The organism is Shimia biformata, from assembly GCF_016888515.1.
GTDB classification, from domain to species: Bacteria; Pseudomonadota; Alphaproteobacteria; order Rhodobacterales; family Rhodobacteraceae; genus Shimia_A; species Shimia_A biformata.
On sequence record NZ_JAFEJK010000001.1, the window covers coordinates 1,913,347 to 1,934,136 of the forward strand.

Consider the following 20,790-nt stretch of genomic DNA (forward strand, 5'->3'; position numbering starts at 1 on the left):
CTCCATCATTTCTTGCGCGCTTCCGCACGCTTGGCGGCATATTCGATATCCTGCGCCCGGCGCCAGCCGTTCGAGCCCTGGGGCAGGAGGGCCATGGCCCGTGTTGCGTGAAATCCGGCGTCCTTGATCTTGCCGGACAGGGCATAGCGTTCGGCGGTGGCAAGCGAGGCCATGCCATTGTCGCCAAGCTGCGCGTAGGCCGCGCCAAGGTCGCGCAGGACGCGGCCATCGCGGAAATCGCGCGAGCGGGATTTCTCCAGCTGCTCCAGCGCCTCTTTCGGCCGTCCGGCCGCCAGAAGCGCGCGCCCGAGACCGCCGAGGCACAGGGCATTGTCCGGCGCAAGTTCGACCGCGCGGGCATAGGCGTCGACGGCGGCGTTGAACTGGCGGCTTTCCAGCAGGATCTGGCCCTTGAGTTCCCAGAAAAACGCATCGTCGGGCCGCATGGCAATGGCCTGATCCAGCTTGGCAATCGCGTTGGCGCGGTCGTGCAGCAGGTGATAGGCCACGGCCTCTCGCATCAGGGTGATGTCGGGGCTGGCACTGTCATGGGCGCGGCGCATGGTCCATTTCGGGGCGCGCATGAAGGCGGAAGTCTTGCCGCGCGCGCGGTCGAACCAATAGCGCGTCTCGTCCGGGGTGGCGGTCGCGCCCTTCTGGATCTCGGCCATGGACCGCATCGCCCGCAACCGGTCACGTGTCAGCGGGTGGCTTTGCATATAGGGGTCCTGCCGCGAGCGGTTCAGGTTCTCCTGCCCCTCGAACATCTCATGCACCCGCACGGCTCCTCGAATATCGACCCCCGCTGCCGCCATGTAACGCGCGCCGGTGCGGTCGGCGGCGGTTTCTTCTTCGCGGGTGTGGGACAGGAAGCCCCGGATCGCGGAAGACTGAGAACCAAGGGCGATCCCCGCCGCCGCGCCCGCCTCGCCGGTCAGCGCACCGGCGGCAACCGCCAGCGCAAGGCCCAAAAGGGCGATGTTCTGCGCCGCGCCAAGGTTGGCCATGCGCCGGGTCAGGTGGCCATTGGTGATATGGGCCGCTTCATGCGCGATCACTGCTTGAAGCATGTCCGGCTCGCTCATGCGCATCAGCATGCCGGAATGGATGTAGATATTGTTGTTGTCGATGACAAAGGCATTGAGCGAATCGTCATTGACGACCAGAACCCGCACCTGTCCCGCCAGCCCCGCCGCGCGCAGCACGGGTTCGGCCACCCGCTCCAGCGCATATTCGATATCCGGGTCGCGGATCAGCGATGCCGCCCGCGCCGTCGCCGGCAGCACAGCCAACAGGACGGCCAGCATCATCACCAGCCCCATGCGCAGGCAACGGATTGACCTTGCCGTCAATTCGCGGTGAAACCTCTGGGTGCCTGACAGGGTACTAATCATGGGGCCAATAAGGACGAAACCGATGCGGAACTCAAGGCGGGGCGTGGTCGATCCCTTCATTGTGATGGATGTCATGGAGGCCGCACGCCGGGCCGAGGCCGCCGGGCGACACATCATCCACATGGAAGTGGGGCAGCCGGGAACGCCCGCGCCACAAGCCGCGCGGCAGGCACTGGCACAGGATATGGAGCGCGACGCCCTTGGCTATACCGTGGCGCTGGGTATCCCCGCCCTGCGTGAGCGGATCGCCGCGCTTTACCACGACTGGTATGGCGTCACGCTTGATCCGGCCCGCGTGATCGTGACGCCGGGATCGTCGGGGGCGTTCCTTCTGACGTTCACCGCGCTTTTTGACACCGGCGACCGGGTGGCGATCGGGGCGCCGGGCTATCCGTCCTATCGACAGATCCTGAAGGCGCTGGACCTTGTGCCGGTGGACTTGCAGACCGCGCCGGAAAACCGACTGCAACCCGTGCCTGCCGATTTCGCCGGGTTGGACGTGCAGGGGCTGATGGTGGCGTCCCCCGCCAACCCGACCGGCACCATGCTGGACCGCGCCGCGATGTCGGCCCTGATCGAGGCCTGTGCCGCGAAAGGCGCGGCTTTCATCAGTGACGAGATCTATCACGGCATCGAATACGAGGCCAAAGCGGTCACCGCGCTGGAAATCACCGATGATTGCTATGTCATCAATTCGTTTTCCAAGTATTTCTCGATGACCGGCTGGCGGGTCGGCTGGATGGTCGTGCCCGAGGACCACGTCCGCAAGGTCGAACGTCTGGCCCAGAACATGTTCATCTGCGCCCCCCATGCCAGCCAGGTCGCGGCGCTGGCGGCGATGGACGCGCAGGGCGAGCTTGAGGCAAACATGGATGTCTATCGCCAGAACCGCCAGATGATGATCGAGGGTCTGCCCAAGGCGGGGTTCACCAAGTTCGCCCCGCCGGATGGTGCGTTTTATGTCTATGCCGATGTCAGCGAATTCACCGATGACAGCCTGGCATTCTGCAACGAGATTCTGGAGCAGGCCGGGGTCGCCGTGACGCCGGGACTTGATTTCGATCCCGTCCGGGGCGCGGGCACGATCCGGTTTTCCTATGCCCGGTCCAGTGCGGATATCGCCGAAGGGCTGGATCGTTTGCGCCGGTTCATGGCGGAACGTGGCCATATCTGACGGCCAGGAACCCCAGGATGGCGCGGCGGGCGGCGATGCCCTAGACTGCGCCCAACAAGACACATGAGGCAGGTGTGAGCGGATTTCTGAAATATATGGCGGTTGTTGCCGCCCTTTGCCTGACGTTCGGCGACAGGGTGATGGCGCAGGAATTGCGCGCTCTGGCGCGGGTCGATGCCGCGGAGTCGTCGCTGACGGACAGGAAAGCAAGCGTGACGCTTGACCTTGCGCTGTCGCAGGGGGTGCCATGGCGCCTGTTCACGCTGGATGACCCGCGTCGGCTGGTCCTCGATTTCCGCGAGGTCGACTGGAGCGGTCTGACGGCCGAGGGTCTGGGCAGCAGCGCGCATATCGGCGATCTGCGCTTTGGCCAGTATCGGCCGGGCTGGAGCCGCATGGTTCTGGCACTGAACACGCCCCTGATCGTCGACACAGCAGAGATGCGGACCGATGCCACCAGCGGCGCAGCGCGGCTTGTGGTTGCGCTCGCCCGGTCCGACGCCACCACCTTTGCCGCCACCACGGGCGCACCGCGCGACCCGCGCTGGGACTTGCCGGAACCGGCCAAAACCGCCGATCCAAAGGCGGCGAAACCGGATTGGGCGCCGATCCATGTCGTTCTGGACCCCGGTCATGGCGGCATCGACCCCGGCGCAGAACAGGGCGACGTGATCGAGAAGGACATGATGCTGCGTTTCGCCCGCGAACTGCGCGACATGCTGCGGCGTTCGGGCCGGTTCGAGGTCACGCTGACCCGCGACGAGGATGAATTCGTCTCGCTGGAACGGCGCATCTCGATCGCGCACGAGGTCGGGGCGGACGTGTTCATCTCGCTTCATGCCGACAGCATCCAGCAAGGGCGTGCGCGGGGGGCAACGGTCTATACGCTGGCCCAGGAAGCCAGCGACAAGGCCTCGGCCTATCTGGCCGAGCGCCACGACAGGGCGGATATCCTTGCCGGGGTGGACCTGAACGGCACCGATGACCAGGTGACCGACATCCTGCTTGATCTTGCCCGGTTGGAAAACCAGCCGCGGTCGCAAAAGCTGGCGAAGGCGCTGGTTCAGGGCATGCGGGACAATGCCGGGTCGGTGAACCGCAAGCCGATCCGCAGTGCGGGGTTTTCCGTGCTGAAGGCCGCCGATATCCCGTCGGTGCTGGTCGAACTGGGCTTCATGTCCTCGCAAAAGGATCTCGACAACCTGCGCGACCCGAACTGGCGGGCGCTGATGGCGGCGGGGATACGCGACGGACTGCTGGCGTGGCTCTCCGAGGACAAGGCCACCCGCGCGTTGATGCGCCAGTAACGCTGTTTTTGCCAAGTTGACCAAACGTCAGCGGCGGGAAGATGCTGATATCTCATCGGGATGTGTTTTGACCCCCCGCCATGGGACAGCTATAGAGACGATAAAGGCAAAAGAGGCCACAGTGGTTAGATTCTTCCTGTCCACCCTGGGAACGCTGTTCACTTTCGTCACCATGGCAGTGGCGATCGTCGCGCTGTCTATCGGCGCGGTGTTCTACATGTATGGCCGCGAACTGCCGAGCCACGAAAGCCTCGCCCAGTACAAGCCCCCGACCATCAGCCGTATTTACAGCCGCGAGGGTCTGATCATCGACGAGTTCGCCCGCGAACGCCGCCTGTTTGTTCCGTCGGACGAAATCCCCGATCTGGTGAAACAAGCGTTCATCTCGGCCGAGGACAAGAACTTCTATTCCCATTCGGGCTATGACGCGCGTGGCATCGCGGCGGCGGCGGTCGAGGCCGTGCGCTCGCGCGGGCAGAACGTGCGCGGGGCGTCGACCATCACCCAGCAGGTGATGAAGAACTTTCTTCTGTCCGGCGACCGCCGGATCGAACGCAAGATCAAGGAAATCATCCTTGCCACGCGGGTCGAGGAAACCCTGTCCAAGGACCAGATCCTAGAGCTTTACCTGAACGAGATCTTCCTTGGTCAGAACTCTTACGGTGTCGCGGCTGCGGCCCAGACCTATTTCAACAAGGCCCTGACCGAGCTTGAGCCGCACGAGGCAGCGACGCTGGCTTCGATGCCCAAGGCGCCCAGCCAGTATCACCCGGTCCGCCAGCACGACCGCCTGTTGAACCGCCGCAACTATGTGCTGCGCGAGATGGCCGAGAACGGATATATCTCGGAAGAGGTCTATCTGGCGGAACGCGACAAGCCCATCCGCTCGGTCCAGAATGGCGATTTCGACAGTTTCCGCACCGCGCTGCCGCCGCGCGACTATTTCACCGACGAGATCCGCCGCCAGTTGTCGGATGATTTCGGCGAGGAAGAGTTCTTTACCGGCGGCATGACCGTGCGCGCCACCGTCGACCCCGAGATGCAGGAGGTTGCGGCCCGTGCGCTGCGCCACGCGCTTGAGAAATACGACCGCGCGCAGGGGCTGTGGCGTGGCACTGGCAAGAGACTGAGCGACGACCAACTGGCATCGGAAGACGCCTGGCGCGCGGCGCTGGCTGAGGTCGAGGTGCCGCGTGACGTCGACCTCGACGGGCAATGGTATCCGGCAGTCGTGCTGGAGGTCGGCACCAACGACGCCCGGATCGGGATCGAAGGTGTGCCCGAGGATGGCGATGGCCACTGGATTCCTGCCAAGGACGTGACCTGGGCGCGCAAGCTTCTGGAAGACGGCAAGCGCGGCCCCAAGGCCAAGGTCGCCGGTGATCTGGTTGATCGTGGCGACGTGGTGCTGGTGCGTGCGATTACCAAGGATGACAGCGGCGATTTCGTGCGCTGGTCGCTGCGCCAGGTGCCCGAGGTGCAGGGCGCATTCATGGCGATGGACGTCAACAACGGCCGCGTTCTGGCGATGCAGGGCGGGTTCAGCTACCAGGACACGGTGTTCAACCGCGCAACCCAGGCCGAACGTCAGCCGGGGTCAAGCTTCAAGCCGTTTGTCTATGCCGCCGCATTGGACTCGGGCTATAGCCCCGCCACCATCGTTGTCGACGCCCCGATCGAGATCGACACGCCGCAGGGTCTGTGGCGGCCGCGCAACTCGACCAACCAGTTCTATGGCCCGACGCCGCTGCGCACCGGCATCGAAATGAGCCGGAACCTGATGACCATCCGCCTGGCGCAAGAGGTCGGCATGGATGTGGTCGCCCATTACGCCGAACTGTTCGGTGTGTATGACAACATGGGGCAGTTCCTGGCCAACTCGCTTGGCTCCGAAGAAACCACGCTCTATCAGATGGTTGCGGCCTATGCGATGTTTGCCAACGGCGGCGAACGGGTCGAGCCGACGCTGGTTGACCGGGTGCAGGACCGCTATGGCAAGACGATCTATCGCCATGACAAGCGCGACTGCAGCGACTGTTCGACTGCCGACATTCCATCCAATCAAGGGCCGCGCATCGTATCGAACCGGACGCGGGTCATGAATGCGGTGACGGCCTATCAGCTGACCTCGATGATGCAGGGCGTGGTGACACGCGGCACCGCATCAAGCCAGATCAACCTGCCGGTGCCGATCGCCGGCAAGACCGGGACCACGAACGAGGCCAAGGACGTCTGGTTCGTCGGCTTCTCGTCCACCATCGCGGCTGGCTGCTATATCGGCCATGACATCCCGCGCCCGCTTGGTCGCGGCAGCTATGGCGGCACCACCTGCGGCCCGGTCTTCCAGGAGTTCATGGAAAAGGCGATCGAGAAATACGGCGGCGGCAAGTTCAAGGTCCCGCCGGGGGGCCGCTTTATCAAGATCGACCGCTACACCGGCGCACGGCTTCCCGACGATGCCTCTGGCCCGTCGGTGGTTGCGGAATATTTCCGCGACGGCGAGGAACCGATCTTTGGAATCGCCTATGACGGTGGCTTCGCGATGGGCTCGAACCTGCCGCTGTTCGAAGAGGTGACATCGACGGACGGAACCGAAGTCACGACATCGACCGGCGAAAAGGCCATCGTGGGACCAAAGGCGGATTTCGGCACGGTCTCGTCCGGCGGTCTTTACTGAGAGACGCCTGGGGTGGCGGTCAAAGACCGTCCGCATATCAACAAGGGGAAGGCGCATGATTGCCTATGTGACCGTCGGCGCCGACGACATCGACCTTGCCAGACAGTTCTATTGCGCTTTCCTGCCCGCGCTTGGCTATCATCTGGAAGAAGGTCCCGAGGGGCTGAGTTTTGTTCTGCCCCGCATCCCTGGCCAATCCGTGGCACTGCCGGATTTCTACGTCAAACCGCCTTTTGACGGCGGCCCGGCAGGTGCGGGGAACGGGTCAATGGTTGCGTTTGAAGCAGAAGGCCAGCAACAGGTGCGCGACCTGCACGCCGCCGCGCTTCTGGCAGGGGGCACGGACGAGGGCGCACCGGGATTTCGCGCCGCATATGGCGCGCATTTCTATGTCAGCTACCTGCGCGACCCGCAGGGCAACAAGATCGCGCTGTTTTCCTCCAATCCCGCAGAGCCGGGCCGCGACAGGTAACGGTTTTCCCCGCCCAGACACGGGCCGCGTCTTGCCCGTCCATCACGGGTGGTTTATCACCCTGATCTGAAACTGACGAAGCGGAGTTCTTCATGCGCGCGGAAGCCCAGAATACGGTGGCGGAAATCCAGAAATCCCTTGAGTTGCTGAAGCAGCGGCTCAACTGGGAAACCGCCGAGTATCGGTTGGAAGAATTCAATGCCCGCGTCGAGGATCCCGACCTCTGGAACGATCCCGAAGCGGCGCAGAAACTGATGCGCGAACGGCAGATGCTGGTCGATGCGATCAACACCTGCAAATCCATCGAGACCGATCTGAACGACAATATCGAACTGATCGAACTGGGCGAGATGGAAGAGGATGACGAGGTCGTCAAGGACGCCGAAGCCGCGCTGAAGGCGCTGGCGGTCAAGGCCGCCGAGAAAGAGCTTGAGGCGCTTCTGGATGGTGAAGCCGACGGCAATGACACCTTCCTTGAAATCAACTCGGGCGCGGGCGGCACCGAAAGCTGCGACTGGGCGTCGATGCTGGCGCGGATGTATGTCCGCTGGGCCGAGAAAAAGGGCTACAAGGTCGAATTGCAGTCCGAAAGCGCGGGCGAAGAGGCGGGGATCAAATCCGCCACCTACAAGATTTCCGGCCCCAACGCCTATGGCTGGCTGAAATCGGAAAGCGGCGTGCATCGGCTGGTGCGGATTTCGCCCTATGACAGCGCCGCCAAGCGGCACACGTCGTTTTCGTCGGTTTGGGTCTATCCCGTGGTCGATGACAATATCGAGATCGAGGTCAACCCCGCCGATATCCGCATCGACACCTACCGGTCGTCTGGCGCGGGCGGGCAGCACGTCAACACCACCGACTCGGCGGTGCGGATCACCCACCACCCGACCGGGATCGTCGTGACCAGTTCCGAGAAATCGCAGCACCAGAACCGCGACATCGCCATGAAAGCGCTGAAATCGCGGCTCTATCAGTTGGAGCTTGACCGCCGCAACGCCGATATTAACGCCGCGCACGAGGCCAAGGGGGATGCGGGCTGGGGCAACCAGATCCGCTCCTACGTCCTGCAGCCCTACCAGATGGTGAAGGACCTGCGCACCAATCACGAGACTTCGGACACCAAGGGCGTGCTGGACGGCGATCTGGATGGTTTCATGGCGGCAACGCTGGCCCTGAACGCATCGGGCAAAAGCCGCGCAGAAGCGCAGGCCGAGGACTAAGGAAGAGGGGCGCTGCCCCTCGGCTCAAAAACGCGGGGGATCCGCGTTTTTGCACCTCACCCCGGGGTATTTTCACCCAGCAAAAAGCAGCGCACCGGGCTTGCGCCCGTGTCGAGTTGCTCTAGCCTGACCCGCAACGATGGCGACGGAGGCACGCATGGCACATCTGCTTGACCGGGACGCGGGGGCGATCCTGACCGATCTTGAAACCGGGACGCTCAGCGCCGAGGCGCTGATGGTGGCGACGCTTGAGCGTATTGGCGAAGCGAACCCGCATGTGAATGCCATCGTGTCGCTACAGGATGAGGCCACGCTGATCGAGGCCGCGCGTGCGGCAGACCGGGGGCCGCGCGGCGGGCTGTTGCACGGGCTGCCGATGGCGGTGAAGGATCTTGAGGATGTGGCGGGCCTGCCCGTGTCGATGGGCTCGCCGCTGTTTGCGGGAACCGTGTCGGCAAAGGACGGGCTGATCGCCGAGCGCCTGCGCGCGGCGGGGGCGATATTCATCGGCAAGACCAACACGCCGGAATTTGGACTGGGATCCCATTCCTTCAACCCCGTGCATGGGGTGACGCGCAACCCTTATGACCTGACACGTTCGGCGGGCGGATCGTCCGGCGGCGCGGCGGCGGCGCTGGCAACGGGCATGGTGGCCTTGGCGGACGGGTCCGACATGATGGGCAGCCTGCGCAATCCGGCGGCCTTCTGCAATGTCTACGGGTTCCGGCCAAGCTGGGGTGTGGTGCCGCGCGATACCGATAGCGAGACCTTCCTGCAGCAATTGTCCACTTGCGGCCCGATGGCGCGCAGCCCGGCGGATATGGCGCTGTTGATGCAGGTCATCGGCGGGCCGAACCCCCTGGTGCCGCATAACGCGCCCGCCATCGACTGGCGCCTGCCCGAGGTTCCGATGAAAGGGCTCAGGATCGGCTGGCTGGGCGACTGGGGCGGGGTCCTGCCGGTCGAGGGCGGGATTCTGGACCAATGCCGCACCGGGCTGGATGTCTTTGCCGGGGCTGGCGCGCGGGTCGACGATCTGGACGCGCCCTTCAGCGCCGCCGCGATCTGGGACAGCTGGATCACCCTGCGCAGCTGGGCCGTGGCCGGTGAACTGGGTGAGGCCATGGCCGACCCGACCCGGCGCGACAAGCTGAAACCGGAAGCGCAATGGGAGGCCGAACGTGGCCTTGGCTTTACCGCCACCGATATCCACAAGGCCGGGGCGATCCGCTCGCAATGGTTCACCGCCGCGGCGCGGCTGTTTGACAGCTATGACGCGCTGGTCCTGCCGTCAGCGCAGGTCTGGCCGTTCCCGGCCGAGTGGCACTGGCCAAAAGAGATCAACGGGACGACCATGGACACCTATCACCGCTGGATGGAGGTGGTGGTCCCCGCCAGCCTGCTGGGGCTGCCGGTGGTAAACCTGCCTTGCGGATTTGGCGCCAATGGGCTGCCGATGGGCATGCAGCTGATCGGCCGCAAGGGGGATGACCGCCGCCTGATGGCGATGGCTCAAAGCTATCACGAGGCAACGCTTTGGCCGCAGCAGACCCCGCCCCATATTCGCAAAGCTTGATTTAACCTTCCAAACCCTGTCTCAATATCCCTCAAACGCGAGGCAGGGAGGAATGGATGCAGGAAACGCCGGAACTGGGTGTGCCCGATTTGCGGGATGTGAAACTGTCGACCCTGCGTCAGGCATTGGCGCGGGGATGGCGGGACATGAAGGCGCAGCCCGGTCTGGGGTTTCTCTTTGCCGGGGCCTATGTGCTGGCGGGGTGGTTCATGGCCTGGGTCACGATCGCGACCGGGCAATCCTATTGGCTGGTGCTGGCGGCGATCGGTTTCCCGCTGATCGGCCCCTTTGCCGCCGTCGGGCTTTACGAGGTGTCGCGCCGGATCGAGATGGGCCTGCCGATGGATTACCCGGCCATCTTCGGCGTCATCGGGCGGCAGAGCAAACGGCAATTGCCGTCGATCTGCGCGGTGATCATCGTGATTTTCCTGTTCTGGTTCTTCCTGGCGCATATGATCTTTGCGCTGTTCCTTGGCATGGCGACGATGACCAATGTCTCGACCTCGTTTGAGATCTATACCACCACCAACGGCATCGCGATGCTGGTGGTTGGCACCGTGATCGGGGCGCTGTTTGCGGTTCTGCTTTACATGATCACGGTGATATCCCTGCCGCTGCTTCTGGACCGGGAGGTTGATTTCGTGACCGCGATGATCACCTCGTTCCAGTTCGTCGCGGCGCATTTCGTGACCATGATGATCTGGGCGGCGATCATTGCCGGGCTGACCTTCGTGGCGCTCTTGCCGGGGTTCCTGGGGCTGTTCATCGTGCTGCCGCTTCTGGGGCATGCGACATGGCATCTCTATTCGCTGCTGGCGCATGACCAGACGGCTGACGAAATCGCCTAATCCTCGCGGCCCATCGCCTTCAGCCGATCATGCAGCGCCGCGCGGTCCGGGTGGCCGGTTTCCAGCGCAAAGACATAGGCCTGCGTCAGGAAGAAACCGGCCGCGTCCTCGGATATGGCCTGGTTCGCGGCTTCGGAATAAAGCGTCACCAGCGCGGCACGGTCATCGCGGGCATGGGCGTCCAGAAGCCGCCTGTGCAGATCGCTCATTCCGCCGCCTGCGGCAACCCGTGATGGTCCAGAATTCGCCCCGCGACCCAGTCGTGAAAACAATGGGTTGGCCCATCCATCGCCGGAGAGAACCGCCCGCCGTCAAAATGCGGCGCATGGCGTCCGGCCTGCATGCCCTCGACGACAAACACATCCTCTTCGAAAACGCCGCGCCATAGCTCGGTGTTCTTGGCGCGCAATCCGGTATCCGTGTCCGGGGTGGCATAGTAGATGTGGACATGTTCGATGGTACGGTTCAGGCTGACCGGTTCAAGGATGATCGCATAGGCATGGTCGCGCTGTGCCGCCAACAGCACGTTGGGATAAAGCGCGATATATTCCGCGCCGGTGTCCCACTTGTCGGGAATGTCGGCAAAGTCGGGAAAGGCCGGTCCGCCGTCCTTGCCCTCGAACTGGCGATAGACCAGCGTGCCCTGACCCGAATACTGACCCGGTTCGATGATATTGTAATGGTCCTCAAGCCGGGAATAGCTGTTCAGGCCGGGATGCACCCAGGGCAGGTGATAGCTTTCGCAGTAATTCTCGACCGCCAGTTTCCAGTTGGTCTGGACGTCCAGCGAGAACATGCTGTCCGTGCCGCCGTGGTAAAGCGGGCGGTCAACCTCGGACCAGCGGGCGATCAGGTTGGCATGGGCGACCTCAAACGCGGGTGCGTCGCCCGAGATGTTGATAAACACAACGTCGCGCCAGATATGGCTGCGCACCTCGACCAGACCCAGCGTTGTCCGATCCACCGCGTCATGCGTGTTTTGGCCGGGACCGCCGACATGCGGGGTTGTGACCAGCCTGCCTTCGGTCGAATAGCACCAGGAATGATAGGGACAGCGGATCGCGCCCTCGATCTTCTTTGGTTCTTCGACCAGGATCATGCCCCGGTGACGGCAGATGTTGTTAAAAACCCGCACCGTTCCATCACGCCCACGGATCAACAGAAGTGGCATGCCGAGGAACGACAGGGGCAGGGCGTCGCCCGGTTCCGGCACCTGCGCCGCCACCGCAAGCCCGGCCCAAGTCGAAAACAGCACCGCCCGGTTTTCCTCGCGAAACACATCTTCGTCGGTGTAATGGGCATTCGGCAGCCCCTGCGCAGTGTCGACAGGTCTGCGGACCGCGTGCAAGGCAGACAGATCAAGCGTCATCGGACCCTCCCGTTTTGGCGTTGGGAAAGCCTAGGGGCAGGGACGGGGGCAAAACGCGCCGGGAAGCGACCTTTCACCCCGGCCATGGCGACATTTGCGTCTCAGGCGAAGGGTCGGTCCAGTTGCAGCAGCTTGCGGTGATAGGGAATCAGCTCGTCAGGGCCGCAGAACCCGACCGAGCGCGCGGCCTGCAACACCGCGCCTGTGTCGTTGCCCAGATGCTCGTAGACCAGCCGCGCCGCGCGCAGCCCCGTGACGGTCTCGCGCACGGTGCGGGTGGCGTAACCGATCCAGTAATGGTTCTGGAACGAGGCAACCCGGCTGAGATAGTTGAACGATGTCGCCATGGTCTTGTGATGGGCCACCAGCGCGCCGATGCCGTCTTCCTGTGGCAGCACCACGCCACGGAACTCGCGGGTTTGGGGGTCGACCGGCAGACCTTGCTGGCGCATCGCCTCTTTCGCCTCATAGCCGCGAATGAACGTGTGCTGGTCCTTGCGAAAGACATAGACCAGCCCGATGATGATCAGGTCGGCCTCGATGAAACTGCGGCGCGAGAAGCGATAGAACCCGTCGGGAAACACATCCTGGGGAATGTCGGTCATTCCTGACCCGACGTAATCGGCGATCAACGGATGGTTGAGTACACCTTTCTCAACTTGAAGCTCGTTCAGCGGCTCAAGAAGGATACGCGCATCGACGTTGAAAAAATTGCAAATCCTGTGCAGGACGTCCGGCCGGGGAAAGCTTTCGCCCGACAGATAGCGATTGAACTGGGTCCGGTTTATGCCCAGGTCACGGCACAGTTTCGAGACCGACGGATATTGCCGAGACAGCACCCTGAGATTTTCTCCAAACATCCGGCGCAGCTCTGCCGGCGATTTGTTCTGATCAGCGACTCCTGAAGGCAAACCAGTGTCTCTCCCTGTTCTTTCCTGGCTGAAAGGTTACCAGACCAATCAGCTATTGCGCGCATTTTTGTACTGTTTGACGCGAAATCGCGTCAGCTTGACGCAGAGTGGCATCAATAATTGCTCATGTCGACACAATTCCGAATAAACCGACGCTGAGTTTTCAATACCTGTGACATGTTGGATTTGTGACACTTGGGTCAGGCAGGAAAAGGAGCTTGAACTCAAATGTTTGGCGTCGTCCTTTGGAGTGACAATCTCGACAACAAGGCGGTGATCTGGTGTGAGGATCACGGTGATCTGGCCTTCTTCAATGGCGGCAATGACATGCCCAGCAGCCTGCCGGACCTGGATCCGGGCGACCTGGTGCAATTCGAGCTGAGCCAGGACCGCAACCTGCGCTACGCGCGTAACCCGGTGCGGGTCGCGGAAGGGGCTTATGACACCTTGCCGGATACGCTGTCGGCCCAGCACAACGCGGTCCGGGTCAAGCCGCGCCGCCCGGTGCCAGACATGTCAGAGGCGAGTATTCTGCCCTTCCCGAAACAGCGCGACCGGATGAGGGACCTGGTCGCGGTCTGAACGGGCTTACCCACAATCGAAAACAAAAAAGGGCCCGCTGAGGGCCCTTTTTATTGGTTGCGCCCCCATTTGGGGCAGCGTTTTGTCAGGCGGATCCGCGCGACAGTGCCGCAACCCCGGTCCGCGCCACCTCGACCAGTCCCAGCGGGCGCATCAGATCGGCAAAAGCGTCGATCTTTTCGGGCGCGCCGGTGATTTCGAAGACAAAGCTTTCCAGCGTCGAATCCACCACGTTGGCGCGGAAAATCTCGGCCAGCCGCAATGCCTCGATCCGCTTTTCGCCTTCTCCTGTGACCTTGAACAGGCCCAGTTCACGTTCCACCGCCGCACCTTCGACGGTCAGGTCATGCACGTCATGCACCGGCACGATCCGGCCCAGCTGGGTCTTGATCTGCTCGATCACCTGCGGCGTGCCGGTGGTGACCACGGTGATGCGGCTGTGATGGCCGGTGTGATCGACCTCGGCCACCGTCAGGCTTTCGATGTTGTATCCCCGTCCCGAGAACAACCCGATCACCCGCGCCAGCACACCGGGTTCGTTGTCGACGAGAACGGCCAGCGTATGCTTTTCCTGCACATCCGAGAAAGCGGGGCGCAGGTTGTAAGCGGAGTGGCTCGTCGAGCCTTTCTTGATTTTTAGAGCAGCCATCTTTTCTCTCCTTACACCAGCACCGCGCCACCGGCTTCGATCGCGCCCTGCGTCGAGGCCTCGCCCAAGAGCATCTCGTTATGCGGCTTTCCGCTTGGGATCATCGGGAAGCAGTTCTCGTGTTTCTCGACAAGGCAGTCAAAGATCACCGGGCCGTCGTGGTTGATCATCTCAAGGATGGCATCATCAAGGTCATCGGGGTTGTCGCAATAGATGCCCTTGGCGCCGAACGCTTCGGCAAGCTTGACGAAATCGGGCAGCGCCTCGGACCACGAGTGCGAATACCGCTCGCCATGCAAAAGTTCCTGCCACTGGCGCACCATGCCCAGACGTTCGTTGTTGAGGATGAATTGCTTGACGGGCAGGCGGAACTGCACTGCCGTTCCCATTTCCTGCATGTTCATCAGCCACGAGGCTTCGCCCGCAACGTTGATGACAAGGCTGTCGGGATGCGCCATCTGCACGCCGATCGAGGCCGGGAAACCATAACCCATCGTGCCCAGCCCCCCGGAGGTCATCCAGCGGTTCGGGTCCTCGAACCCCATGTATTGCGCCGCCCACATCTGGTGCTGGCCCACCTCGGTGGTGACATAGCGGTCATGGCCCTTGGTCAGCTCTTCCAGACGCTGGATCGCGTATTGCGGTTTGATCACCTTGCCCGCCTGCTTGTATTTCAGGCAGTCGACCTTGCGCCATTCGTCGATCTGACCCTGCCATTTGTCCACGGCGGCGCGGTTGATCTTGCGCCCGCGCGCCTTCCAGACCTTCAGGATGTCCTCAAGCACGTGGCCGACATCGCCGACAATCGGGATATCGGTCTTCACGACCTTGTTGATCGACGACGGGTCGATGTCGATATGCGCCTTTTTCGACTTCGGCGAAAAGGCCGAGATCAGCCCCGTGATCCGGTCATCGAACCGCGCGCCGACGCAGATCATCAGGTCGCAGCCGTGCATCGCCATATTCGCTTCGTAAAGCCCGTGCATGCCCAACATGCCCAGCCAGTTTTCGCCGGATGCCGGATATGCGCCCAGCCCCATCAGGGTCGAGGTGATCGGAATGCCGGTCGCATCCACCAGTTCGCGCAGCAGCTGGCTGGCGGCGGGGCCGGAATTGATCACGCCGCCGCCGGTATAGAACACCGGGCGCTCGGCCTTTTCGATGGCTTCGACCAGTTCGGTGATCGCGGCCAGATCGCCCTTCATCTGCGGCTGATAGCGCGACGTGTCCGCCGCCTTGGGCGACACGTAATCGCCGCTGGCGAACTGCACATCCTTGGGAATGTCGATCAGCACCGGACCGGGGCGGCCCGAGGTGGCGACGTGGAACGCCTCGTGAATGGTCTGGCTCAGCCGGTCGGTCTCTTTCACCAGCCAGTTGTGCTTGGTGCAGGGGCGGGTGATGCCGACGGTGTCGGCCTCCTGGAAGGCGTCCGAACCGATCATGAAGGTCGGCACCTGGCCGGTCAGAACCACGATCGGGATCGAATCCAAAAGCGCATCGGTCAGCCCGGTCACCGCGTTGGTCGCGCCGGGGCCGGATGTCACCAGCGCCACGCCGGGCTTGCCGGTTGAGCGGGCATAGCCTTCGGCGGCATGGACCGCGCCCTGTTCGTGACGCACAAGGATGTGACGAATATCGTTCTGCTGAAAGATCTCGTCATAAATCGGTAGGACGGCCCCGCCGGGATAGCCGAATACCGTGTCCACACCCTGATCCTTGAGGGCCTGAACCACCATTTTCGCTCCGGTCATCTGACGTGCCATGTGTCTCTCCGTTTAGACGTCATCATTTCATCGACATAAAAAAGCCCCCGGCGATCTGACGGGGGCGCATGGGGAACCGTAATGGTGTCCGTTACCGGCCCATGCACCAACTTCCCACTACTACGATTAGCGACTTCATCGCAAAAAGCCCTTTCATGTCTGCGCGGGACATTATGGGTGCTGCGTCGCGGCGTCAACCGCAAATTCGGAACGAAAACACCGCCACGGGGTGAAATTCTTTTCATTTATTGCGCGGGCCTCGCTCTGTCGCGACATTTTGGCAATTCACACCGCCGGATCAGGGGGGGCGCAGCCCCGTCGCGGCTTCTTTCTTGTCCACAATACTCCCGCCGGAGGCTCCCGCGGCTGCGGCAATCCGGGGCAGGGCGGTCAAAGCCCGACGCCGGTCCCCTGCAACACCCCGTGTTCCAGCGCATAGCGCGTCAGCCCGGCGGTCGAGGATATGCCCAGCTTGCGCTTGATGTTCTTGCGATGCGTCTCGACCGTGCGGACCGAGATATTCAGCGCCAGCGCCACTTCCTTGTTCGACTTGCCCTGCGCCAGTTGCAGCAACACGGTCTGTTCGCGGCTGGTCAGGCTTTCGCGCGATCCGCCTTCGGGCGGTTCCAGCGACCCGCGCGCGCCGGTGCAAAGGTATCGCTCGCCGCGCATCACCGTGTCGATCGCGGTTTTGATCTCATCCGTGGGCACGTCCTTCAGAATATACCCGACAGCGCCGTGGCTCAGCGCGGTCGAGATATATTCCGGCGTGTCATGCATCGACAGGATCAGGATTTTCAGGCCGGGATCGCGTTCCAGCAGCATCTCGGTTGCGGTCAGCCCGCCGATCTCGGGCATGTTGAGGTCCATCAGCACCACGTCGGGCTGCAACTGCGCCATCTCGTCCAGCGCGGCGCGGCCGTTCGACAGCGTCGCCAGAACGGTGATGTCCTTGTAATCCTCAAGGATCGACTGGATGCCTTCGGCGACCATCGGGTGATCGTCGACGATGACAACTTTCACGGGGGCATGTGTGACTGGGTCTGTCATGCGCGGGCCTTTCCTTCCGACGTCGCCTCGGCTTCGGGCGACAACAGGTGCGACAGCGGCACGTCGGCCACAATAACGGTTCCGCTGCGGCTGGAAAAGAGACGCAACGACCCATCCAGCTGTTCCACCCGTTCCTGCATGTTGCGCAGGCCAAGTCCGCCTGGGCGGGTCTTGCCGTCTTCGGTGTTGCGGGTCGCGTTCAGCCCGCGCCCGTTGTCGGCGATCCTGAGCGTGGCGCCTTTCTTGTGGCCGCGCACGTCGATCGTGACCTTGGTCGCGCCGGAATGCCGCTCGATATTGGTCAGCGCCTCCTGGGCGATCCGGTAAAGCGCGATCTTGGCTTCCGGGTCCAGACGATTGCGGAAGACGACGGTGTTGAACTCGGTCTCGATGCCGGTGCGTTCGCTGAAATCATCCGTCAGCGCCTTCAGCGCGGGGCCAAGGCCAAGGTCGTCCAGCACCCCGGGGCGCAGGTCGCGGCTGATGCGGCGGACCTCGCCGATGGCGCCGCTGAGATGGTTGATCCCCTTGTCCAGCGTCTCGGCGGCCCCCGCGTCCCCGGCCTCAAGCCGCCGTCGCGCGCTGTCCAGCGCATAGCGCACCCCGACCAGAAGCTGGCTGATGCCGTCATGCAATTCGCGCGCCACCCGGCCGCGTTCCTCTTCCTGCGCGTCGAACACCCGCTGGGTCAGTTCCTTCAGCTTGGCATCCGCCAGCCGGCGTTCGCGGATATTGATGAAAATGCCGGTCAGGAACACGGTCATCAGCGCGCCAAAGGTGATCGCACCAATATAGACAAAGGTGCGCTGGACCCGGTGTTCGACCTCGGCCCGCGCCGCGGCGGTGGTCTGCAGCACGTCGTCGATGAAAACGCCGGTGCCGACCGCCCACCGCCAGGACGGAAACGAGGTGACATAGGTAATCATCCGGGCCTCTTCCCCGGTCGAGGGCTTGGGCCACAGGTGTTCAAGATACCCGGCACCCTGCCGCGCGATGTCGAGGAATTCCGCCACGACCGCCGTGCCTTCGCTGTCTCTCAGGTCCAGCCAGTTCTGGTTGATAAGTTCGGTCTGGCGCGGGCTGACAAGGTTGGTGCCGTCATAATCATAGACAAAGAAGAACCCCTCATCGCCATAGATCATCGCGGCCAGGATCTGCATCACCTGTTCCTTGGCGGCGGCGTCATCCGGCGCGGCGTTGCCATAGACGAAATAGAACCCGTTGCGCGCCTGGGTGACATAGTTCTTCAACTCGGCCTTTTTCGCCTCGATCAGCTGGGTCTCAAGCGCCGCGATCTCGCGTTCGGCCAGTTCGCGCGACTGGTCCGCCACCACGACCGAAATCGCCGCCACCGCCACGATCAGCGGCAGGGTGGCCAGAAGAAACAGCTTCTGCCCATAAGACAGGCGTATCTGCGAAAGAAATCGGCGCATGGTGATTCGATACGGGTGTTTTGCGGCGAATCATAGGGGGCTTTGCAGCCGCACCCCTGCGAATCGGCTGAAAATACCCAACACTACGCAGCAAATTGGTCAGAAAATCTGCCACCCGAGGCGGGATATACGTAGTTGTCGGTATTTTCAGAACGCGACGTCACGGCTAGGCTCTGCGACACTTGCAACGATCCGTCCGCATGGGAAACCCCATGCCGGACTGAAAAATATCTGGGAGGACCTTACTCTATGGATCGTCGTTCTTTTCTGAAAACTTCTGCACTTGGCGGCACCGCAGCAGCGGCATCGACCCTGGCGGCGCCGGTTTACGCGCAGGGCAAACGCACCCTGACCATGGTGCAGTCCTGGCCGCGCGGCTTTGCCGTTCTGGATGACGCGGCAACCTATCTGCAAAACATGGTTGCCGAGATGTCGGATGGCGCGCTGACCATCGACAAGAAAGCTCCGGGCGAACTGGTGGGCGCGCTGGAAGTGTTCGACGCCGTGTCGTCGGGCCAGGCCGACATGTATCACTCGGCTGACTACTACTTCATCGGCCAGCACCCGGGTTACGCCTATTTCACCGCCGTTCCGTTTGGCGGCACCGCGCAGGAAGTGACCAACTGGTACTACCATGGCGGCGGCGAGCAGCTGCACGACAAGCTGGGCGAAATCTTCAACATGAAGGGCCTTCTGGCCGGTAACTCCGGCTCGCAGTCGGGTGGCTGGTTCCGCAAGGAAATCAACTCGGCAGCCGACTTCAACGGCCTGAAATTCCGTATGCCGGGTCTGGGCGGCAAGGTGCTGGGCAAACTGGGCGCATCGGTCCAGAACATCCCCGGTGGCGAACTCTATCAGGCCCTGTCTTCGGGCGCGCTGGACGGTCTTGAGTGGGTTGGCCCGATGGCCGACGAACGCGCGGGCTTCCAGGAAGTTGCGAAAGTCTACTACACCGCCGGTTTCCACGAGCCGGGCTCGGCGCTGTCGGCCAACGTCAACCTCGACGTCTGGAACGAACTGTCGGCACAGCATCAGGCAATCCTGCGCTATGCGTCGATGGCCACCACGCATTACCAGCTGGCAGAAACCCTGGCCAACAACGGTGCGGCCCTGGCCCGTCTTCAGGCCCAAGGCGTCAAGACCCTGCAATTCTCGGACGATGTCTGGGATGCGTTCGGCAAGGCCTCGGCAGAAGTCATGGACGAGAACATGGGCGACGACCTGTTCGCCGAGATCCGCACCTCGTTCGAAGCATCGCTGGCAAACTCGGCCAGCTGGATCAACAAGTCGGACGGTTACTATGTCCAGCAGCGCGTGCGCGTGCTTGGCCAGTAAGGTCTGAAACTCATCGGGGTCCCGGCAATTGCCGGGGCCCTTTTCGTATCCACCCGAATGAGGGGCGGGCGGATACGGTCAAGACTTTGAAGTGGGGGACTCCATGGAAGAAAGCACCTCGGGGATGGGGGCACTGATCGACCTGATCGTCTGGTTTTTCCAGAACATCGGTCTGGCCTTCTATAATTTCGGTTACGCGATCACGCATCCGCAGCTCTGGCTGGACTGGTCGGACAAGCAGGCGATCATGCGTTTCGTCTATTACGGCGGGTCGGTCGAGCTGTTCTTCGTGGTTTTCACCATCTTCCTGGTGTTCACCGCGATCGGCCTCTGGAAAAACAGCTTCATGTGGGGCTGTGTGCGGGTGCTTGAGGGCTTTGCCAACACCACGGGCCGCTTCTTTGCCTGGGCGGGCCTTCTGATGGTGCTGCAACAGGTCATCATCGTGTTCATGCAGCGGATCTTTACCCGGCCCGACATCGCCTTCGGCTTCGGCATCCCGCTGCAATTCGACATCTCGTGGTATGCCGAAGAACTGAAATTCTATAACGCGCTGGTCGTTGCGCTCTGTGCCACCTACACTTTCGTGCAGGGCGGGCATGTGCGGGTCGACCTGGTTTATGCCGCGGTCTCGCATCGTACCAAGAAGACCATCGACATGTTTGGTTCGATCTTCTTCATGCTGCCGATGGCCGTGCTGATCTGGATGTATGGCTGGTTCTTCATGTGGCGCCACCTGATCGTGCCGAACCCGTCGGCCTCGGATGCGCTGGACCGCCTGCTTCTGAAATCCCGCGCCCTGCGCTGGAACGTCGAATTCATCGGCCCGTCGCCAAATGGCTTCACCGCGTATTTCCTGTTCAAGATCCTTCTTGTCGCCTTTGCAGGCATGGTGTTCCTGCATGGCTGTGCCTTCTTCTGGCGCAGCTACCTTGAGCGCAAGGAAGGGCTGGAAAGCGACGGTAAATACCTCGACCGCGATACGCTGGGCGAGGGCGAAGAAGCCTATGAAGGCACTCACTAAGGT

Annotated in this window: 18 protein-coding genes; 10 read left to right on the forward strand and 8 right to left on the reverse strand. The window is 62.4% G+C overall.

Annotated elements, in window-relative coordinates; genetic code table 11:
* Positions 1-5: 5 nt before the first annotated feature.
* The gene (locus tag JQ863_RS09360) at positions 6-1,394 is read right to left on the reverse strand and encodes a M48 family metalloprotease (protein ID WP_420826278.1); all 1,389 of its coding nucleotides are present in this window, start codon (positions 1,392-1,394) and stop codon (positions 6-8) included.
* Between the two features lie 22 nt (positions 1,395-1,416).
* Between JQ863_RS09360 and JQ863_RS09365 the strand changes: the two genes are divergently transcribed.
* The 7 genes from JQ863_RS09365 to JQ863_RS09395 all read left to right on the forward strand — a co-directional run bounded on the left by JQ863_RS09365 (position 1,417) and on the right by JQ863_RS09395 (position 10,668).
* Entirely contained in the window at positions 1,417-2,568 is a 1,152-nt protein-coding gene (locus JQ863_RS09365; RefSeq protein ID WP_204114013.1) for a pyridoxal phosphate-dependent aminotransferase, read from the forward strand.
* A gap of 74 nt (positions 2,569-2,642) precedes the next feature.
* Positions 2,643-3,875, forward strand: a complete 1,233-nt coding sequence (locus JQ863_RS09370; RefSeq protein ID WP_338055507.1) for an N-acetylmuramoyl-L-alanine amidase — start codon at positions 2,643-2,645, stop codon at positions 3,873-3,875.
* Positions 3,876-3,996: 121 nt separating this feature from the next.
* Positions 3,997-6,552, forward strand: coding sequence for a PBP1A family penicillin-binding protein (locus JQ863_RS09375; RefSeq protein ID WP_204114014.1), 2,556 nt, complete (start codon positions 3,997-3,999; stop codon positions 6,550-6,552).
* A gap of 55 nt (positions 6,553-6,607) precedes the next feature.
* Positions 6,608-7,024 (forward strand): VOC family protein, encoded by a 417-nt coding sequence (locus JQ863_RS09380; RefSeq protein WP_204114015.1) that lies wholly within the window; start codon positions 6,608-6,610, stop codon positions 7,022-7,024.
* A 92-nt stretch (positions 7,025-7,116) separates the two neighbouring features.
* Complete coding sequence (prfB, locus tag JQ863_RS09385) at positions 7,117-8,244, forward strand: peptide chain release factor 2 (RefSeq protein WP_204114016.1); 1,128 nt, start codon at positions 7,117-7,119, stop codon at positions 8,242-8,244.
* 157 nt (positions 8,245-8,401) lie between these two features.
* The gene (locus JQ863_RS09390) at positions 8,402-9,820 is read left to right on the forward strand and encodes an amidase (protein WP_204114017.1); all 1,419 of its coding nucleotides are present in this window, start codon (positions 8,402-8,404) and stop codon (positions 9,818-9,820) included.
* A 56-nt stretch (positions 9,821-9,876) separates the two neighbouring features.
* On the forward strand, positions 9,877-10,668 hold the full coding sequence (locus tag JQ863_RS09395; RefSeq protein WP_204114018.1) for a DUF2189 domain-containing protein: 792 nt from the start codon (positions 9,877-9,879) through the stop codon (positions 10,666-10,668).
* On the opposite strand, the gene JQ863_RS09400 is transcribed toward JQ863_RS09395, so the two are convergent.
* The 3 genes from JQ863_RS09400 to JQ863_RS09410 all read right to left on the reverse strand — a co-directional run bounded on the left by JQ863_RS09400 (position 10,665) and on the right by JQ863_RS09410 (position 12,897).
* A complete protein-coding gene (locus JQ863_RS09400; protein WP_204114019.1) occupies positions 10,665-10,877 on the reverse strand; it encodes a hypothetical protein in 213 nt (70 codons plus the stop codon). The two genes, JQ863_RS09395 and JQ863_RS09400, sit on opposite strands and share 4 nt — an antisense overlap.
* Positions 10,874-12,037 carry an aromatic ring-hydroxylating oxygenase subunit alpha gene (locus tag JQ863_RS09405; protein WP_204114020.1) on the reverse strand — a complete coding sequence of 388 codons (1,164 nt, stop codon included), beginning with the start codon at positions 12,035-12,037 and terminating at the stop codon, positions 10,874-10,876. The genes JQ863_RS09400 and JQ863_RS09405 overlap by 4 nt, the downstream gene beginning before the upstream one ends.
* Positions 12,038-12,138: 101 nt before the next feature.
* A complete protein-coding gene (locus tag JQ863_RS09410) occupies positions 12,139-12,897 on the reverse strand; it encodes a helix-turn-helix domain-containing protein (protein WP_204114021.1) in 759 nt (252 codons plus the stop codon).
* A 279-nt stretch (positions 12,898-13,176) separates the two neighbouring features.
* On the opposite strand from JQ863_RS09410, the gene JQ863_RS09415 reads away from it, so the two are divergent.
* Entirely contained in the window at positions 13,177-13,530 is a 354-nt protein-coding gene (locus JQ863_RS09415) for a hypothetical protein (protein ID WP_204114022.1), read from the forward strand.
* A gap of 85 nt (positions 13,531-13,615) precedes the next feature.
* Here JQ863_RS09415 and ilvN read toward each other — a convergent pair whose 3' ends face one another.
* The 4 genes from ilvN to JQ863_RS09435 form a co-directional block, all read right to left on the reverse strand.
* Positions 13,616-14,179 (reverse strand): acetolactate synthase small subunit, encoded by a 564-nt coding sequence (gene ilvN, locus JQ863_RS09420; RefSeq protein WP_204114023.1) that lies wholly within the window; start codon positions 14,177-14,179, stop codon positions 13,616-13,618.
* Positions 14,180-14,190: 11 nt separating this feature from the next.
* Entirely contained in the window at positions 14,191-15,945 is a 1,755-nt protein-coding gene (locus JQ863_RS09425; RefSeq protein ID WP_204114024.1) for an acetolactate synthase 3 large subunit, read from the reverse strand.
* 390 nt (positions 15,946-16,335) lie between these two features.
* Positions 16,336-16,995, reverse strand: coding sequence for a response regulator transcription factor (locus JQ863_RS09430; RefSeq protein ID WP_204114025.1), 660 nt, complete (start codon positions 16,993-16,995; stop codon positions 16,336-16,338).
* Positions 16,992-18,428 (reverse strand): cache domain-containing protein, encoded by a 1,437-nt coding sequence (locus tag JQ863_RS09435; protein ID WP_204114026.1) that lies wholly within the window; start codon positions 18,426-18,428, stop codon positions 16,992-16,994. Before JQ863_RS09435 ends, JQ863_RS09430 begins: the two co-directional genes overlap by 4 nt.
* 249 nt (positions 18,429-18,677) lie before the next feature.
* On the opposite strand from JQ863_RS09435, the gene JQ863_RS09440 reads away from it, so the two are divergent.
* Complete coding sequence (locus JQ863_RS09440; protein WP_204114027.1) at positions 18,678-19,763, forward strand: TRAP transporter substrate-binding protein; 1,086 nt, start codon at positions 18,678-18,680, stop codon at positions 19,761-19,763.
* A 103-nt stretch (positions 19,764-19,866) separates the two neighbouring features.
* The gene (locus JQ863_RS09445) at positions 19,867-20,787 is read left to right on the forward strand and encodes a TRAP transporter small permease subunit (RefSeq protein WP_204114028.1); all 921 of its coding nucleotides are present in this window, start codon (positions 19,867-19,869) and stop codon (positions 20,785-20,787) included.
* The last annotated feature ends 3 nt before the right edge of the window (positions 20,788-20,790 follow it).

Excerpts from the sequence above, each read along its gene's own strand:
- JQ863_RS09435 (WP_204114026.1), bottom strand. The coding sequence starts at position 18,428 with ATGCGCCGATTTCTTTCGCAGATACGCCTGTCTTATGGGCAGAAGCTG.
- JQ863_RS09400 (WP_204114019.1), bottom strand. The coding sequence starts at position 10,877 with ATGAGCGATCTGCACAGGCGGCTTCTGGACGCCCATGCCCGCGATGAC.
- JQ863_RS09360 (WP_420826278.1), bottom strand. The coding sequence starts at position 1,394 with ATGATTAGTACCCTGTCAGGCACCCAGAGGTTTCACCGCGAATTGACG.
- JQ863_RS09440 (WP_204114027.1), top strand. The coding sequence starts at position 18,678 with ATGGATCGTCGTTCTTTTCTGAAAACTTCTGCACTTGGCGGCACCGCA.
- JQ863_RS09430 (WP_204114025.1), bottom strand. The coding sequence starts at position 16,995 with ATGACAGACCCAGTCACACATGCCCCCGTGAAAGTTGTCATCGTCGAC.
- JQ863_RS09395 (WP_204114018.1), top strand. The coding sequence starts at position 9,877 with ATGCAGGAAACGCCGGAACTGGGTGTGCCCGATTTGCGGGATGTGAAA.
- ilvN (WP_204114023.1), bottom strand. The coding sequence starts at position 14,179 with ATGGCTGCTCTAAAAATCAAGAAAGGCTCGACGAGCCACTCCGCTTAC.
- JQ863_RS09390 (WP_204114017.1), top strand. The coding sequence starts at position 8,402 with ATGGCACATCTGCTTGACCGGGACGCGGGGGCGATCCTGACCGATCTT.
- JQ863_RS09365 (WP_204114013.1), top strand. The coding sequence starts at position 1,417 with ATGCGGAACTCAAGGCGGGGCGTGGTCGATCCCTTCATTGTGATGGAT.
- JQ863_RS09415 (WP_204114022.1), top strand. The coding sequence starts at position 13,177 with ATGTTTGGCGTCGTCCTTTGGAGTGACAATCTCGACAACAAGGCGGTG.
- JQ863_RS09380 (WP_204114015.1), top strand. The coding sequence starts at position 6,608 with ATGATTGCCTATGTGACCGTCGGCGCCGACGACATCGACCTTGCCAGA.
- JQ863_RS09445 (WP_204114028.1), top strand. The coding sequence starts at position 19,867 with ATGGAAGAAAGCACCTCGGGGATGGGGGCACTGATCGACCTGATCGTC.
- JQ863_RS09425 (WP_204114024.1), bottom strand. The coding sequence starts at position 15,945 with ATGGCACGTCAGATGACCGGAGCGAAAATGGTGGTTCAGGCCCTCAAG.
- JQ863_RS09410 (WP_204114021.1), bottom strand. The coding sequence starts at position 12,897 with ATGTTTGGAGAAAATCTCAGGGTGCTGTCTCGGCAATATCCGTCGGTC.
- prfB (WP_204114016.1), top strand. The coding sequence starts at position 7,117 with ATGCGCGCGGAAGCCCAGAATACGGTGGCGGAAATCCAGAAATCCCTT.
- JQ863_RS09405 (WP_204114020.1), bottom strand. The coding sequence starts at position 12,037 with ATGACGCTTGATCTGTCTGCCTTGCACGCGGTCCGCAGACCTGTCGAC.